Origin of the sequence: Bradyrhizobium sp. BEA-2-5 (assembly GCF_032918025.1) — a bacterium.
GTDB lineage: Bacteria > Pseudomonadota > Alphaproteobacteria > Rhizobiales > Xanthobacteraceae > Bradyrhizobium > Bradyrhizobium pachyrhizi.
In genome coordinates, this window is the sequence record NZ_CP136629.1 from 2864115 (window position 1) to 2880722 (window position 16608).

14 protein-coding genes and 1 pseudogene are annotated in these 16608 nt (G+C 65.4%); 5 read left to right on the forward strand and 10 right to left on the reverse strand.

Translation table 11 applies throughout. The annotated features are described in order from the left end of the window. Positions 1–14: 14 nt before the first annotated feature. Positions 15–1070 carry a YeeE/YedE family protein gene (locus tag RX327_RS13300; protein WP_317250522.1) on the forward strand — a complete coding sequence of 352 codons (1056 nt, stop codon included), beginning with the start codon at positions 15–17 and terminating at the stop codon, positions 1068–1070. On the opposite strand, the gene RX327_RS13305 is transcribed toward RX327_RS13300, so the two are convergent. Then, positions 1048–2013: a DMT family transporter gene (locus RX327_RS13305; RefSeq protein ID WP_317250523.1), complete on the reverse strand. Its 966-nt coding sequence runs from the start codon at positions 2011–2013 to the stop codon at positions 1048–1050. The genes RX327_RS13300 and RX327_RS13305 overlap by 23 nt on opposite strands. Positions 2014–2039: 26 nt before the next feature. Between RX327_RS13305 and RX327_RS13310 the strand changes: the two genes are divergently transcribed. Continuing rightward, a complete protein-coding gene (locus RX327_RS13310) occupies positions 2040–3518 on the forward strand; it encodes a PLP-dependent aminotransferase family protein (RefSeq protein WP_317250524.1) in 1479 nt (492 codons plus the stop codon). A 211-nt stretch (positions 3519–3729) separates the two neighbouring features. Here RX327_RS13310 and RX327_RS13315 read toward each other — a convergent pair whose 3' ends face one another. The 5 genes from RX327_RS13315 to RX327_RS13335 all read right to left on the reverse strand — a co-directional run bounded on the left by RX327_RS13315 (position 3730) and on the right by RX327_RS13335 (position 8564). Beyond that, entirely contained in the window at positions 3730–4950 is a 1221-nt protein-coding gene (locus tag RX327_RS13315; protein ID WP_317250525.1) for a bifunctional alpha/beta hydrolase/OsmC family protein, read from the reverse strand. A gap of 28 nt (positions 4951–4978) precedes the next feature. Further along, positions 4979–5641 (reverse strand): sulfite oxidase-like oxidoreductase, encoded by a 663-nt coding sequence (locus RX327_RS13320; protein WP_317250526.1) that lies wholly within the window; start codon positions 5639–5641, stop codon positions 4979–4981. Between the two features lie 12 nt (positions 5642–5653). Beyond that, positions 5654–6976, reverse strand: coding sequence for an MFS transporter (locus tag RX327_RS13325; RefSeq protein WP_317250527.1), 1323 nt, complete (start codon positions 6974–6976; stop codon positions 5654–5656). A gap of 81 nt (positions 6977–7057) precedes the next feature. After that, positions 7058–8284, reverse strand: a complete 1227-nt coding sequence (locus RX327_RS13330; RefSeq protein ID WP_317250528.1) for a cytochrome P450 — start codon at positions 8282–8284, stop codon at positions 7058–7060. 73 nt (positions 8285–8357) lie between these two features. Then, a complete protein-coding gene (locus RX327_RS13335; protein WP_317250529.1) occupies positions 8358–8564 on the reverse strand; it encodes a ferredoxin in 207 nt (68 codons plus the stop codon). Positions 8565–8738: 174 nt separating this feature from the next. Between RX327_RS13335 and RX327_RS13340 the strand changes: the two genes are divergently transcribed. Continuing rightward, a complete protein-coding gene (locus RX327_RS13340; RefSeq protein WP_317250530.1) occupies positions 8739–9371 on the forward strand; it encodes a TetR/AcrR family transcriptional regulator in 633 nt (210 codons plus the stop codon). Between the two features lie 144 nt (positions 9372–9515). Here the strand turns inward: RX327_RS13340 and RX327_RS13345 are convergent. Then, positions 9516–10938 (reverse strand): annotated as a pseudogene (locus tag RX327_RS13345) (amidase). Between the two features lie 88 nt (positions 10939–11026). Between RX327_RS13345 and RX327_RS13350 the strand changes: the two are divergent. Then, positions 11027–11878 carry an alpha/beta hydrolase gene (locus tag RX327_RS13350; protein WP_050386032.1) on the forward strand — a complete coding sequence of 284 codons (852 nt, stop codon included), beginning with the start codon at positions 11027–11029 and terminating at the stop codon, positions 11876–11878. A gap of 102 nt (positions 11879–11980) precedes the next feature. Here RX327_RS13350 and RX327_RS13355 read toward each other — a convergent pair whose 3' ends face one another. After that, on the reverse strand, positions 11981–12757 hold the full coding sequence (locus RX327_RS13355) for an SDR family oxidoreductase (RefSeq protein WP_317250531.1): 777 nt from the start codon (positions 12755–12757) through the stop codon (positions 11981–11983). Between the two features lie 169 nt (positions 12758–12926). Here RX327_RS13355 and RX327_RS13360 point away from each other — a divergent pair, with 169 nt between their 5' ends. Beyond that, positions 12927–14000: a tartrate dehydrogenase gene (locus tag RX327_RS13360; RefSeq protein WP_317250532.1), complete on the forward strand. Its 1074-nt coding sequence runs from the start codon at positions 12927–12929 to the stop codon at positions 13998–14000. A gap of 385 nt (positions 14001–14385) precedes the next feature. On the opposite strand, the gene RX327_RS13365 is transcribed toward RX327_RS13360, so the two are convergent. After that, positions 14386–15297, reverse strand: coding sequence for an NAD(P)-dependent oxidoreductase (locus tag RX327_RS13365; RefSeq protein ID WP_317250533.1), 912 nt, complete (start codon positions 15295–15297; stop codon positions 14386–14388). Positions 15298–15328: 31 nt separating this feature from the next. Further along, the gene (locus RX327_RS13370; protein ID WP_317250534.1) at positions 15329–16579 is read right to left on the reverse strand and encodes a Zn-dependent hydrolase; all 1251 of its coding nucleotides are present in this window, start codon (positions 16577–16579) and stop codon (positions 15329–15331) included. Positions 16580–16608 lie beyond the last annotated feature (29 nt).

Here is a 16608-nt window from a genome sequence, read left to right on the forward strand (position 1 = left end):
CCGAGAGAACCCGCATGGACCCAGGCACGATCGTTATCCTCGCCGCCCTGATCATTGGCCTGATCTATGGCTCGGTCGGGCTGCTCAGCGGCTTCTGCATGATGAGCGGCCTGCGCGGCTGGTGGGCGGAGGGCGACGGCCGCTTGGCGCGCACCTATGCGCTTGCGATGGGCGTCGCGATCGCGGCCTCGCAGCTTTTGGCGGCGGCGGGCGTGGTCGATCTCGGCAAGTCGATCTACCTGCAGCAGTCATTCTCAGTGCCTGTGCTCTTCCTCGGCGGCCTGCTGTTCGGCTACGGCATGGTGCTGTCGAACGGCTGTGGCTCGCGGGCGCTGGTCCTGCTCGGCCGCGGCAATCTCCGCTCCTTCGTGGTCGTGATCGTGCTCGGCATTTTCGCCGAGATAACGCTGAAGGGCCTGATTGCGCCGGCGCGCATCGCAATGGTGCAGGCCTCGCAGGCAACAGTCGCCGCCAATTCGGTGCCGTCACTGCTGGTGAACGCCGGTCTCGGCGCGGTGCAGGCACGAATGCTCGCCGCCTCGGTGCTGTCAGCTGTCCTGATCATCTTCGCCTTCGCCCATGCGCCGTTCCGAAAATCATTCGGGCAGATCGCGGCCGGCCTGATCGTGGGCCTGTTGGTGGCGGGGGGCTGGTACGCGACCGGCTATCTCGGCGCCGACGATTTCAATCCGGTGCCGTTGACGTCGCTGACCTTCATCGCGCCGATCGCCGACGCCCTGCAATATGTGATGCTGTCGACCGGCTCGACGCTGAATTTCGGCATCGTCACCGTGTTCGGCGTGTTCGCCGGCAGCCTGATCACGGCCATCGTCACCGGGCGCTTCCAGCTCGAGGGCTACCGGTCGCCGCAGCATATGCTGCGCTCAGGCAGCGGGGCGGCGCTGATGGGCGTCGGCGGCGTGATGGCGTTCGGCTGCTCGATCGGGCAGGGGCTCACGGGCCTGTCGACGCTGTCACTGTCGTCCCTCGTCGCGATCGCCGGCATCATGCTCGGCACCGGCGCCGGCCTACGCGGCGCGCTGCGGGTCAGGCCGCTTGCGACGGCCTGACTGAATTGCGCGACGGTGCGTCCGCGAGCGAGCTCAGCGCGATCCCGCCGACGATCAGCGCCGCGGCGATCGCCAGCGAGAGATCGATCGGTTCGCCGAGCAAGAGTGCCGCGGTCACGATGCCGACAAGCGGCGTCGCGGTGGTCCCGAGCGACGTCGTCAGCGCCGAGATGCTCTTGTTGACCATCGACATCGCCCAATAGGCCAGCGCCGTCCCGATCAGGCCCGAATAGAGAAACAGCAGCAGGAGGTGTGGCGACCAATTTACCTCGGGCACGCCTTCGGTGACCAGCGCCGACGTCGTCAGCACCAAAGTCGCCACCAGCACCTGCCAGAGCAGGAGCTGGAGCGGAGATGCGGTCCAGCGATGCGCGCGGATATAGATGATGTTCGCGGCCCAGGAGATCGCGGCCAGGATGACCATGCCGGCGCCGGCGAGGACATGCAGATTGCTCCAGTCCAGCGACGCAGGGTTGAGGATCACGCAGAGCCCGGCGAGTCCGAGCGCGACGCCGACAAGCTTGAGCATCCCGAGCCGTTCGGTGCGCGCGGCGGGCGCGGCGAGTGCGACCCAGAGCGGCGTGGTGTAGCCAAGCACGACGCCCTTGCTCGCGGGCAGGAAGCGCAGGCCCGCCGCGACGAGGATCGAGAACAGCGTCATGTGCAGCAGCGCGACGCTGAGGACGACCGGGACATCGGCGATCCGCGGAATGATCAAATTGCCGCTGGCGCGCAGGATCACCAGCAGGGCGATCAGGGCGACCCAGCTGCGGATCGAGGCGGTCCACAGCGGGGGCACCGCCTCGACCAGCGATTTCGTGACCGACCAGTTGATGCCCCAGGCCAGCACCACGACGATGAACAGGGCGGCGGCCCTAGCGGGGGAGAGTGACTGGTTCACGGCAGAATCCTTGCAGGCGATACCGCTTGTGAATAGGATCATACTGGCTCTCTCAAAAGAGCCAGATATTGGAGAACAATGGAGCCAGATTGATCCTCGCCGAATTGCTCGCGCTGAAGCGGTCGGACGACGCCGGGCTGGCCGCGCAGTTGACCCAGCAGCTGCGCGTGCTGATGGCGAGCGGCCGGATCCGGAGCGGCGCCATGCTGCCGTCGAGCCGCAGCCTTGCGGCCGAGCTCGAGGTGGCGCGCAACACCGTAACGCATGCCTATGAGCAGCTCGCCGCCGAAGGGTATCTGCGGGTCGCGGCGCGGCGGCGGCCGGTTGTGACCGACGATATCGAGGCGCGCTTCGCCAAGGCTCTGCCTGCGCCACGCCGTGATGCCGCCCGCAAGCCGCTGCTGTCGCCCTGGGCCTTGCAGCTCTCCGATACGGATTGGCCGCTGTCCTACCAGGCCGATTTCCGGCCGCTGCGGCCCGGGCTTGCGGATGCGCGCGAGTTTCCGCACGAGATCTGGGCGCGCTGCCTGCGCCGCAGCGCATTGCGCCGCCGCTTCAACGAGCAGACCGTGGTCAACCGGCCGAGCCTGCGCGAAGCCCTATGCGACTACCTTGAAGTCAGCCGCGGCGTGCGCGCCGAGGCCGATCAGATCCTGGTGCTGCCGACGGCGCAGGCGGCGCTGACGCTGATCGCCGCGACCACCATCGCCGCCGGCGATGCGGTGTGGACCGAGGATCCCGGCTACCCCGGCGCCGCGGCGGCGTTTCGTGCGGCCGGTGCAAACGTCGTCGGTGTCAGGCTCGATCAATGGGGCATGATGCGGACGCGCTCGGCGGGCGCGCCGAAGCTGATCTTCACCACGCCGTCACATCAGCACCCGACAGGGCGCGTGATGCCGGTCGCGCGCCGCACCGAGCTGTTGGCCTCAGCCGAGCCCGGCAAGACCTGGATCGTGGAGGACGACTACGACGGCGAATTCCACTATGACAGCCGGCCGGTGCCGGCCTTGCAGGGGCTCGATGCCCATGGCCGCGTGTTCTATGTCGGCACCTTCTCGAAGGCGATGACGCCCGATATCCGCATCGGCTATCTGGTGGTGCCGCCACAGCTGGCACGGACGATGGAGATCGCGCAGCGCCATCTCGGGCTGATCGCCTCCGTGCATGTCCAGGAGGCGCTGGCCGGCTTCATGGCCGACGGGCATTTCCTGGCCCATGTCAGGCGGATGCGGCGCATCTACCGGTCACGCCGGGACCATCTTGCGACAGCGCTGACGCGGCATCTCGATGCGGTACTCACGGCCGAGGTGCCGCCGGGCGGCATGCAGCTGATTGCCCGTTTCAAGGATGGCCGTGCGGACCGGGATGCCGCGACGCGCCTGGTCGCCGCCGGCGTCGAGGTGCGCGCACTGTCGAGCCTCGCGCTGGAACGGCCGCGCGATCACGGCCTGTTGCTGGGCTTCGCCGCCTGGCGCGAGAACGAGATCGGCGCCGCGGTGCGGACCATGGCGAATAGCCTGACCGGCAAGCGCGCGGCGCGCGGGTAGAGGAGCGTTCGCATGATTTCGGAATAGTAGAAGAATATCCCTGAGTTGCCCGACGTGTCAAGTTGCCTTGTCGAACGCCGGCGGCCGCCGGCACCTTTGCATGGGGTTGTTTTCGATATTTTTCAGCGCGCCCCTGCGACGGCCCGCGGGCGCGAGGGCCGATGCCGCTGACATGCTGTTACGGCTCGGACCGTCTCGCTGCGTTGCAGGCTTATTCCGCGGCCTTGGTGACGATGCGGATCTCCGACGTCAGCGTCCGGTGCACCGGGCACTTGTCGGCGATCTCCATCAGCTTCTTGCGTTGCTCGGCATCGAGGGCGCCGTCCATCGTGATGTCGCGCTCGATCTGATCGAGCATGCCGTCGCGGGTCTCGCATTCTTCGCAGTCTTTTGCGTAGATCTTGCTGTGCGTCAGCGTCACGGTGACGCGATCGAGCGGCAGCGACTTGCGGTCGGCATACATCCGCATCGTCATCGAGGTGCAGGCACCTAACCCGGCCAGTACGAAGTCGTACGGCCCGGGGCCGGAAGCCTGGCCGCCGACGGCGACCGGCTCGTCGGCCAGCATGCGATGCGGACCTGCCGTGACGATCTGCTGAAACTTGCCGGCGCGGGTCTCCTGCACGACGACGTTGCGTGGCGCAGTGCCGGTATCTGCCGCCGGCTGCGGCGCGATATCGATGTAGCGTTCGGCCCAGGCGCCGATCACGTCGGCGACGTAGGCGGCATCCTGCTTGCCGCTCAAGAGATGATCGGCGCCGGCCAGCGAGACGAAGCTCTTGGGGTGCCTGGCGGCGCTGAAGATATGCGTCGCATTGTCGATGCCGACGGTGTCGTCGACAGGCGAATGCATCACCAGCAGCGCCTTGTGCAGCTGCTTCACCTGCGCCATCAAGTTCTGCTCGGCGACGTCGTCGAGGAATTCCCGCTTGATGCGGAAGGGGCGGCCGGCGAGCGAGACTTCGCCTTCGCCCTGGGTGCGGATGTCCTCGATCCGGTCCCTGAAGAAATGCGTGACATGGACGGGATCGGACGGCGCCGCGATGGAAACAACCGCCTTGGCTTCGGGGATCTGTCCTGCTGCCGCGAGGATCGCGGCACCGCCGAGGCTGTGGCCGATCAGGATCGCGGGTGCCTTGTGCGTCTCGCGCAGATGATCGGCCGCGCGCACGAGATCGGCGACGTTGGAGGAGAACGTCGAATTGGCGAAGTCGCCCTCGCTGGAGCCGAGCCCGGTGAAGTCGAACCGCAGCACCGCAATGCCTTTGGCGGCGAGCGCGACCGCGATGCGCTTGGCCGCCAGCGCGTCCTTGCCGCAGGTGAAGCAATGCGCGAACAGCGCATAGGCCTTGATCAGCCCGTCGGGCGTATCAAGTGCGGCAGCAAGCTGATGGCCGCCAACACCGGTGAATTGAAAGCGTTCGTGCGGCACGGGAAGGCTCCATCATCTTGTTGGTGTGTCAGTCGCCAGAATAGCGCTGCTCGGCCCAGGGATCGCCGCGCTTATGATAGCCGCGGACTTCCCAGAAGCCCGGCGCGTCCTCGGTCAGGAATTCGATGGCCTGGAGCCATTTGGCGCTCTTCCAGAAATACAGATGCGGCACGACCAGCCGCACCGGGCCGCCATGCTCCTCGCTCAGGGGCTGGCCCGACCAGCTATGGGCGAGCAGCGCGTCCTCGGCGGCGAAGTCTTCCAGTGGGAGGTTGGTGGTGTAGCCGTCATAGGAATGCAGCACGACGAAGCGCGCATCCTCGCGCGGCTGGCAGGCCGCAAGCAGCTCGCTTGTGGCAAGCCCCTCCCACTGGTTATCGTAGCGCGACCAGGTCGTGACGCAGTGGATGTCGGAAACGAACTGCGTCTGCGGCTGCGCCATGAACTGCTGCCAGGTCCAGTAGATGGTCTGCTCGATCGCGCCGTAGACGTCGAGCCGCCAGCGCTCGCGCGAGATGTTCGGCATCAACCCGAGATCGAGCACCGGCCAGTCCGCCGTCAGATGCTGGCCCGGCGGCAAACGCTGCTCCTCCGGGCGGGTGACCTTGCCGGTGAGGAATTTGCCCTCGCGCGCCCAGCGCTGCTTGCTGCGCGTCAGCTTGCTCTCGGGCGGTTCGTGATCGTCGGTCATCGCGTCAGGCCATCATTCGTGGCGATGCATCGCCGAGTCGCGCTTGGTATCGCGCATGGTTGAATAGATGATCAGCGACAGGCAAATGATGCCACTTAGATAGAAATAGAACCATTCCTCGTGCCCAATGCTCTTGAAATAGAGCGCGATCGCCGGCGCCGTGCCGCCGAAGATCGAGACCGTGATGGCATAGGGCAGGCCGACGCCGAGGGCGCGGACGTTGGTCGGGAACAATTCAGCCTTCACCACGGCGTTGATCGAGGTGTAGCCGGCGACGAACAGCCAGGCGGCGCAGATCAGGATGAACGCCATGAAGGGCGACTTCGTCTCCTTCAGCGCGGTCAGGATGGGGATCGTGCCGAGCGTGCCGGCGACGCCGAAGAAAATCAGCAGCGGCTTGCGGCCGATCTTGTCGGAGATCGCGCCGTAGATCGGCTGGAGGATGGTCGCGAAAATCAGCGTGCCGAAGATCACGAAGGTGGTCTGGTCCTCGGTCAGCCCGACCGAAAGCTTGACGAAGGTCTGCATGTAGGTGGTGAAAGTGTAGAACGCCGCGGTCCCGCCGGCGGTGAGGCCGACGACCAGCAAGAGCTCGCGCGGATAGTTCAACAGGCCGACGATCGAGCCGGTCGGCTTGGAAACCTTCCTGGCCTCCTCGAACGCCTCGGTCTCGTGCAGGCCGCGCCGCATCACCGCGGCGAAGATCGCCAGCAGCGCGCCGATCGCGAAGGGGATGCGCCAGCCCCAGGCCTTCAGCTCTTCCGGTGTGAGGAAGACCTTTTGCAGGAGCAGCAGCACGATGATCGCGGTGAGCTGGCCTCCGATCAGCGTGACGTACTGGAAGCTGGAATAGAAGCCGCGATGCTTGGGGTCGGCGACTTCGCTGAGATACGTGGCGCTGGCGCCGTATTCGCCGCCGAGGCTCAGGCCCTCGATGACGCGGGCGAGCGCCAGGATCACCGGCGCGGCGAAGCCGATCGTGGCATAGGTCGGCGTCAGCGCGATGATCAGCGAGCCGAAGCACATGAAGACCACCGAGAGCGTCAACGACAGCCGCCGGCCATAGCGGTCGGCGATGAAGCCGAACAGCCAGCCGCCGAGCGGGCGCATCAGGAAGGTCGCGGCAAACAGCACGGCGGCATTGAGCTGCTGCACCACCGGATCGCTGTGCGGGAAGAACGCCGGCGCGAAATAGAGCGCGAACGCCGTATAGGCGTAGAAATCGTACCATTCAACGAGGTTGCCGATGGAGCCGATGAAGATCGCTTTCACCCGCCGCTCGACGTCGTGGATGTCGAGATGATCGCTCGCGGGCTGAGCGGTTTGTTCGGACATGGCATTGCTCCCGGACTCGTCGGTTCGATTCCGGGGCAAGCTACCTCATTGGGTGACGTGATGTAACCGCTGTCCGGTTCCTCAGGCGTTGTTGCCGAACAGGACAGGGAGTTGGCGCGGACCGCGCACCGTGCCTTCCGACCAGGTGACCTTGCCGGCCGGATCGAGCCGGAAATCCGGGATTCGCTTCAGCCATTCCTCGATCGCGACCTGCATCTCCATTCGCGCAAGGTTGGAACCGACGCAACGATGGATACCGAGGCCGAAGGCGGCGTGGCGGTTCTCGCGGCGGTCGATCACGACTTTGTCAGCGTTCGGAAACATCTTGGGGTCGCGATTGGCGGCCGGGAAGGACAACAGCACCATGTTGCCGGGCTTCACCGGACAACCCGAGACCGTGGTTTCCTTGACCACCTCGCGCGCCATCGTCACCGGCGAATAGGCGCGCAGCAGCTCCTCCACCGCGGTCGGGATCAGCCCGGGCTCGGCGATCAGCCGCTCGCGGTCGGCCGGCGTCTTCGCAAGATGCCAGAGCGAGGAGCCGATCGCGCTCCAGGTGGTGTCGATGCCGGCGATCAGCAGCAGGCGCAGCGAGCCCAGCACGTGCTCGTCGGTGAGCGGCTGGCCGCCGGGGCCCTTGGCCCGCAGCAGCTGCGAGATCAGATCGTCGCCCGGCTCAAGCTTGCGCTGCTCGAGATGGGCCACGAAGTAGCCGGTCATCTCGCGTACGCCGTTCATGAGCTCGTCTTCGTCCTTGATGCCGAGCTCGAGGATCATGTGAATCCAGTTGATGAAGAGATCGCTGTCGCTCTCGGGGATGCCGAGCATGTGCGCGATCGCCCGAACCGGGATGTATTTGCTGTAGCGTGCGGCAGCGTCGCAATGGTCATCGGCGATGAATTCGTCGATGAGCTCGTTGCAGATCGCGCGCACCCGCGGCTCCAGCCGCTTCATCGCGTCCGGCGTGAACGGCGGCAGCAGCACCTGCTTGGCGGGCTTGTGCTCCGGCGGATCGGAGGTGATCGGCGGTGCGCGGGCGGTGACCTCGGGGCGCACATCGCGGACGATGATGCGGCGTGAGGAGAAGTGCTCGGTGTCGTTGGCGATCTCGCGCACGGCTTCATAGGTCGTCGGCAGGTAGCAGCCGAGGAAGCGTTTCGTGTGCACCACGGGCGAAGCCGCGCGCAGCGTCTCCCAGATCGGGAACGGGTCGTCGGTCCAGACCGGATCGGTGTGGTCGAAATCATGGACCCAGTCGGAGACCGGGGGATGTTCGGGCAGATAACTTGCGGACGGGGAATCGGACATCAGCTCGTTTCCTTCTCGTTCGATCAAACGCTGGTCGGCTCAACGGGCGGCGCGCAGCCATCCTTGGCCGGAGCTACTCCTCGATCACATCGATTGCGATTTCCGGGCAGTTGGCTTTCGCAAGCCAGGCCTTGTCCTCGAGCCCCGGCGGGACGGCGCCGTCGCCGGCTTCGTGTGCGTTGCCGTATTCGTCGAGCTCGAAGAGCTCCGGCGCGAGGGCCTTGCAGCGGGCGTGGCCCTGGCATTTGTCTTGGTCGACGCGGATTCTGAGCTTGGACATGCAAGCACCTCCCTCGGCTCTGGCGCATTGTGGGTTGCGCCGGGTTCCTCATTCCAGTTTATGCAGGTTCTAGCCTGCTTGGGCGCCGGCCTCTTAACCGGATCACCAAGTTATAGTATATTACATTATCGTCGTGCTTGCGCGTCAAGCGAAAATTCAGCGATCATTGCCGCAATGGGACAAATCGTTCGTAAGCCGTTCAAAACCTACCACCACGGCGACCTCCGCGAAGCCCTGATCCAGGCCGCGTTACGCGAGGTCGAGCTCGGTGGTCCCGAGGCGATCAGCATCAAGGCGCTTGCCAGGCAGCTCGGTGTCTCGCAGCCGGCGCCATACCGGCATTTTGCCGACCGCGAGACGCTGCTCGCGGCGGTCACGGCGGAGGCATTCCGGCAGTTCAACGTGATCATGCGCGAGGCGATCGAGCAGTCGAGCAAGGGCTCGAAGCTGTCGCGCTTTGCCCAGGCCGCGCTCGCCTTCGGGCTCGAGCGCCACGGCATCTACCGGTTGATGTTCGCGTCGCGCACCATGGCCTGCGCGCCGAAGGGCAGCGAGCTGCACACCGCGGCGATGGAAACGCTGGCACTGCTGATCGAGTCATTGGAGGCCCCGGCGGTCGGCTACTTGCGCGAGCGGCAGGCGCTCAAGATCTGGGCCGCGCTGCATGGGGTGGTGATGCTGGCCGAGCAGGGCCTGTTCACCGGCGAGTCCGCGCAGATCAGCCGCGAGGAGTTGCTGGACGAAATCGTCGAGCAGACCAAGGCGGCACTCACCGTGGCGCTCAAGGCGACGGGGGATAAGGCGTAGGCTTCGCGTCTTAGGGCCGCATCAACAGATTCATCACCTCATCCTGAGGAGCTTGCGGAGCAAGCGTCTCGAAGGGTGAGGCCACAGACCGGGCCTCATGGTTCGAGACGGCGCTGCGCGCCTCCTCACCATGAGGAAAAAGCCTTACTTCGGCGGACGGGGATCGATCGGCGTGGTGCCGCGCACGCCCAGAATGTCCTCCAGCACTTTCGCGCCGGCCAGAAGCTGCGCCTCGGCACGCGGCTTTGCGATCATCTGCAGACCGACCGGCAGGCCCGACGCCGTGAAGCCGCACGGCAACGAGAGCGCGGGACAGCAGGCGAGCGTGATGGCGTAGACGATGCCGAGCCACTCGACGTAATTGTCGAATCTCTTGCCCGCGCATTCGGCGACATAGCGGTGTTCGATCGGGAAGGGCGGCACGATCGTCGTCGGGCGCCAGCAGCAGGTCGTACTTGTCGAAGAACTCGACCGCCCGCGCAGTCATGCCGACGCGCTGCGCCTCGGCGCGCGCGAGCTGATCGACGGTGAGCTTGAGGCCTTCCTCGATGTTCCAGATCACCTCGGGCTTGAGCATGTCGCGCTTCGTGCGCAGCAGGTTGGCCTTGGTGATCGCGAAATCGAACGCGCGCAGCACGTGGAAGCATTCATGCGCCTCGCGCCAGTCGGGATGGGCCTCCTCGACGATCGCGCCGGCTTCCGCGAAGCGCTCCGCGGCCTTGCGCGTGATCGCCTTCACTTCGGGATCGACCGGCGTGATGCCGAGATCGGGTGAATAGGCGATGCGCCTCGGCTTCTTGCCGGCCTCTGCCGCCGAGAGGAACGAGGTCGCGGGGGCGGGCAGCGACAGCGGATCGTCCGCATAGTCGCCGCTCATGGCATCCAGCAGCAGCGCGAGATCCTCGACGTTGCGCGCCATCGGGCCCTGCACGCCGAGGGTACGGTCGACGCCGAACTTCGGGGTATGCGCGACGCGGCCGATGCTCGGCCGCATGCCGACGACGCCGCAAAAGGCCGCCGGGTTGCGCAGGCTGCCCCCCATGTCGGAGCCCTGCGCGAGCCAGGCCATGCCGGTTGCGAGCGCCACGGCCGCGCCGCCGGAGGAGCCCGCCGCCGATTTCGTCGTATCCCACGGATTGAGCGTCGCGCCGAACACCTCGTTGAAGGTGTTGGCGCCGGCGCCGAATTCCGGCGTGTTGGATTTGGCGTAGACCACCGCGCCGTTCGCCTCGAGGTTCTCGACCATGAGGTCGGATTTCGCGGGGATGTTGTCCTTGAAGATCGGCGAGCCCTGCGTGTTCAACACGCCCGCGACGTCGGTGAGGTCCTTGATCGGCACCGGCAGGCCTGCCAGCAGCCCGCGCGCCCCGGCCGGCTTCTGCATCAGCGCTTTCGCGTTGGTCCTCGCGCGATCGAAGCACAGGATCGGCAGCGCGTTGACCTTGCCGTCGACCTCACCGATGCGCTTTTCCAGCACATCCAGGAGCTCGAGCGGCGAGACGTCGCCGGACCGCAGCTTGTCGACGACGGCACACGCCGTTTCCTTCACCAAGCCCTGATCAGCCATGCGCCGTTGCTCCTATGCCTTCTGTTTGCTTGTGCTGTAGAACATTTCCTGCCGTCGTGGCAATGCGACGAGAACCGAAGGGGCAGGGATGGCAGCGTTGTTTTCCGCGCTGGACTGGCGCGCGATGAGCCAGCAGGAGCGTGACCTCGGCTTGAACAATGGCGTTGCCGTCAAGGGCAGCGCCGAGATCGCTGCGGGCTGGGAGCAACGCTCGGCGGCGCTGCGGCAAAAGCACGCCGGCCATCTCGACCTCAGATACGGCCCGCGCGAGCGCAACCGGATCGACTTCCTGAAAGTCCGCGACGGCGCGCCGACGCTGCTGTTCATCCACGGCGGCTATTGGCAGACCCGTGCCAAGGAAGTGTTCACGATCTTCGCCGAGGGGCCGATGGCCCACGGCATCAATGTCGCGCTGATCGGCTATACGCTGGCGCCGGATGCGACGCTCGATGACATCGTCGCCGAGATCCATGCCGGCATCGACTTTCTGGCCGGGCGGTTGCCCGCGCTCGGGGCCGCTGCCGAGAGCATCGTGGTGTCGGGCTGGTCGGCCGGCGGACATTTGACATCGATGGCGCTGTCGAACGGCCATGTCCGGGCCGGCATGGCGATCTCGGGAATCTACGACCTCGAGCCGATCAGGCATTCCTATCTCAACGAAAAGCTCAAGCTCGACGAAGCGGCGTCGCGGCGCAACTCGCCGATGATGGCGGAAGGCGGCACGGCAAAGCCGCTGTCGCTGGTGGTCGGCAGCGCCGAATTGCCGCTGCTGCGCAAGCAGACCGCCGATTTCGCCGGCCATCGCGCCCGTTATGGCTTGCCGGTGACCTATGAGGAGATCGCCGGCGCCGATCATTTCTCCATCATGAACCAGATGCTGGCGCCACAGGGCCGCATCACGACGCTGATCCGGCAGCTGTTCGAGCGGACGGCGAGTTGACGTCATTGCGAGCGAAGCGAAGTAATCCATCGGTCCGCATATATGCAGAGCAATGGATTGCTTCGTCGCTGTCGCTCTTCGCAATGACGTGGAGAGCTGCCGTCAGCCCCACCCCGACGTGAGCCCGCCGTCCACCGTATATATCACGCCCGATGTGTAGCCGGAGCGATCCGACGCCAGGAACGCCATGAGGTCGCCGATCTCCCGCGCATGCGCAGGGCGGCCGAGCGGCAGGCTCTTCTGGAACTCCTTGTAGCGGCTCTCGTCGCCGAACTGGTGCCTCGCCCGCGTCTTGAGCAGGGTGACGTGGCGGTCGGTGCCGACGGGCCCGGGATTGATGCCGACGACGCGGATGTTGTCGGCGAGGCTCTTGCCGCCGAGCGCGCGCGTGAACGCCATCAGCGCGGCGTTGCCGGCGCTGCCGCAGATGTAGTTGGCGTCGAATTTTTCGCCGGCCGCGCCGATGTCATTGACGATGACGCCGCCGCCCTTCGCCTTCATCTGCGCATAGATGTGCCGCGTCAGGTTGATGTAGCCGAACACTTTCAATTCCCAGGCGTGCCGCCAGGTCGCCTCGTCGATCTTGTCGATCGAGCCGCCGGGGATGTCGCCGGCATTGTTGACGAGTACGTCGATGTCGGCGGCTTCTTTCGCCAGTCGCGCCAGATCTTCCGATTTGCGCAAGTCGACGACGCTGACCGCCGCATCAATCTGATGCGCCGAACGGAGCCGGTCGGCCAGCGCCTTCAGCGCCTCGCCATTGCGGGCGGCGAGCAGGAGATGCGCGCCTTCCTCGGCAAACGCCTCGGCGGCGGCCGCGCCAATGCCCTTGGACGCGCCGGTGATCAGGACGCGCTTGCCACGCAGATGCAGATCCATGGGATGTCTCGCTTGGTATGAGGAGTGGGGTGCCGGCGAATTTGGTGGGGCAGGGTCGCGCCGCGGTCAACACTGCACTGCAGCGTTGCGCTCGCGCGAAGTTTGGTCCATTGCAGGGCCATCAGAATAGGCGGCATTGCCGGCCGGGCAAATCACAAGGGTGTTCTCGATGAGCAAGAAGCAATACCGGATCGCGGTCATTCCCGGCGATGGCATCGGCAAGGAAGTCGTGCCGGAGGGCCTGCGCGTTCTGGAGGCGGCAGCGAAGAAGCACGGCGTCTCCGTGCATTTCGACCATTTCGACTTCTCGTCCTGGGACTATTACGAGAAGCACGGCCAGATGATGCCCGATGATTGGAAGGAGAAGATCGGCAAGCATGATGCGATCTATTTCGGCGCGGTCGGCTGGCCGGCCAAGATCCCGGATCACGTCTCGCTGTGGGGCTCGCTGATCAAATTCCGCCGCGAGTTCGACCAGTACGTCAACCTTCGCCCGGTGCGGCTGATGCCCGGCGTGCCGTCGCCGCTGGCGGGCCGTAAGCCCGGCGATATCGATTTCTGGGTGGTGCGCGAGAACACGGAAGGCGAATATTCCTCGGTCGGCGGCCGCATGTTCCCCGATACCGACCGCGAGTTCGTGACCCAGCAGACGGTGATGACCCGCACCGGCGTCGATCGCATCCTGAAATTCGCTTTCGAACTCGCGCAGTCGCGGCCCAAGAAGCATTTGACCTCGGCGACGAAGTCGAACGGTATCTCCATCACCATGCCGTATTGGGATGAGCGCGTGGAGGCGATGGCCAAGAAGTTTCCGGGCGTGAAGTGGGACAAGTACCACATCGACATCCTGACGGCGAACTTCGTGCTGCATCCGGACTGGTTCGATGTCGTGGTCGGCTCCAATCTGTTCGGCGACATTCTCTCCGATCTCGGCCCGGCCTGCACCGGCACCATCGGCATCGCGCCATCAGGCAACATCAATCCCGAGGGCGATTTCCCCTCGGTGTTCGAGCCGGTGCACGGTTCGGCGCCCGATATTGCGGGGCAGGGGATTGCGAACCCGATCGGCGCGATCTGGTCCGGCGCGATGATGCTCGAGCATCTCGGCGAGAAGCAGGCAGCCAGCGCCATCGTCGGCGCGATCGAGCGTACGCTCGGCGAACGCACGCTGCGCACGCGCGATCTCGGCGGCAATGCCGACACCACGGCGTGCGGCAAGGCGGTCGCAGAGATGGTGGATTAGGCTGCGCAGTCACTCACGGGGTCGTCCTGGCGAAAGCCAGGACCCATTACCCCGAGTGCTTGTTGTGTTGCTGGTTCTGACCACCGCCCTGCGCGATGACGCAGGCCGGTGGCAATGGGTCCTGGATCGCGCTCGCTACGCTCGCTTGTCCAGGACGACGTCGTCATTGATTGCTTCGCAATCTGCGTAGGGCGAGTTAGCCACCCTACGGCCACTGTCGTCCCTAAGCAGGGACCCATAACCACAGGGACTTGTGTTAGGGCTCGCTGTGGACCCAGCGTTTGCGACAATGTGGAGCAGTAGTTATGGGTCTCGGCTCGCGCGGAGCCTGTCATCGGGCGGCGCTTCGCGCCGACCCGTTGGCTTGGCCGGGACGACGGTGAAATTACTCCTTCACGATCCTGCGGCAATGCTCCCACGCCGCGTGGATCAAATTCTCGCTCGCCTCCGGCGTGCGGAAGGCCGAATGCGCCGACAGCGTCACGTTCGGCAATTTCGTCAGCGGATGATCGCCGGGCAGCGGCTCGATGTTGAAGACGTCGAGGCCGGCATGGCGAATATGGCCGGACTTCAGCGCGTCGATCATGGCCTGCTCGTCGACGATCGCGCCGCGCGCGGTGTTGATCAGCACCACGCCCTTTTTCATCTTCGCGATCTTGTCGCGCGTGATCAGGCCGCGGGTCTCGTCGTTCAGCAGCAGATGGATCGACACGACGTCGCTCTTCGCCAGCACCGTATCGAGATCGGTGAATTCGACGCCAGGATAGCTCTTGGGCGAGCGATTCCAGGCGATCACTTTCATGCCTGAGCCGGTCGCGATGCGCGCGACCTCGGCGGCAATGCCGCCGAACCCGATCAGGCCGAGCGTCTTGCCGGTGAGCTGCATGCCGTCCTCGCGCAGCCAGTTGCCGGCCCGCATCTCGCGGTCCATCATCGCGATGACGCGGGCCGAAGCCCACATCAGCGCAATCGCGGATTCGGCGACTGCCGTGTCGCCATAGCCCTTGATCAGATGCACGGAGATGCCGAGCTCGGCGAGCTCCTCCGGGTTCATGTAGCTGCGCGCGCCGGTGCCGAGGAACACGACGTGCTTCAGCCCCGTGCATTTCCTCGCCACCTCGGTGGGAAGCGCGGTGTGGTCGACGATCGCAATCTCGGCGCCGTCGAGGACCGCCGGATAGTCCTCGGACTTGATGTCCGGGTTGCGGTTGATCCGCATCCGGGGATCGCCGGGCTTTTCCAGGCGCTCCGTGATGACAGCAAGCGATTCATTGGCGTCGACAAACACTGCGCGCACGAAAGCCTCCATCGATGAGGAGAAACGACGATCAGGACGCGACGCCGGCAATCGCCAGCACGGTATGCATCAGGACGTTGGTGCCCGCAGCGCAGTCGGTCTGCGTGGCGTCCTCCAGCTCGTTGTGACTGATGCCATCCTTGCAGGGTACGAACACCATCGCCGCCGGCATGACGGTGTTGAGATTGCAGGCATCGTGGCCGGCGCCGGAGGTGATGCGGCGGGAGGAATAGCCGAGCGTCTTCGCCGCGTTCTCGACCGCGTCGACCAGCTTGGGATCGAAATGCGTCGGTGCCTTGCGCCAAACGAGATCGAGTTGAACCTCGACCTTGCGCCGCGTTGCGATCTCGGCAACGGCCGCACGCAGGTCGCGATCGAGCGCATCCATGATGGCGCCGTCGGCACTGCGGCAGTCCATGGTGAAGGCGATCTCGCCGGGAATGACGTTGCGTGAGGGATTTGCGATCACGGCCTCGCCGATGGTGCCGACCGCGTTCGGCCCGTGCTTCTTGGCGATGGCTTCCATCGCCAGCACGATCTCCGACAGCGTGGCCAGCGCGTCGCGCCGCAGCGGCATCGGGGTCGAACCCGCATGGCTCTCGAAGCCGGAAATCTTGCCGTCGTACCAGAGCACGCCCTGGCCGGAATCGACCACGCCGATGGTCTTGCCTTCCGCTTCCAGAATGGGACCCTGCTCGATGTGCAGCTCGACGAAGCTGGTGAACTTCTGGCGGCCGACCGGGGCGTCGCCGCGATAACCAATCGTGTCCAGCGCCTGCGCCACCGTGACGCCTTCGGCGTCCTTGCGCGACAGAATGTCGTCGGTGGTGAAGTCGCCGACATAGGCGGCGGAGGCCATCATCGCAGGTGCGAAGCGCGAGCCTTCCTCGTTGGTCCAGTTGACGACGCAGATCGGCAGCTCGGTCTCGATCCCGGCATCGTTGAGCGTGCGCACCATTTCGAGCGCCGCCAGCGTGCCGAGCATGCCGTCATATTTGCCGCCGGTCGGCTGGGTATCGAGATGCGAGCCGATGCCGACGGGCGGCTTCGACATGTCGCGGCCCTTGCGCAGGCCGAACATGGAGCCGACCGCGTCGACGTGGACTTCCAGTCCGGCGTCTTCGCAAGCCTTGCGGAACCAGTCGCGCACCTGCTTGTCTTCCGCGCTCAGTGTCAGCCGCCGCACGCCGCCCTTGGCGGTCGCGCCGAATTGCGCGGTCTCGTGGATGGAGCCCCAGAGGCGGGCGGAATCGATTTGCAGATTGGTGGCGGCTCGGCTCATGTCGTCAGTCCATTTTTATTTTCGTCATT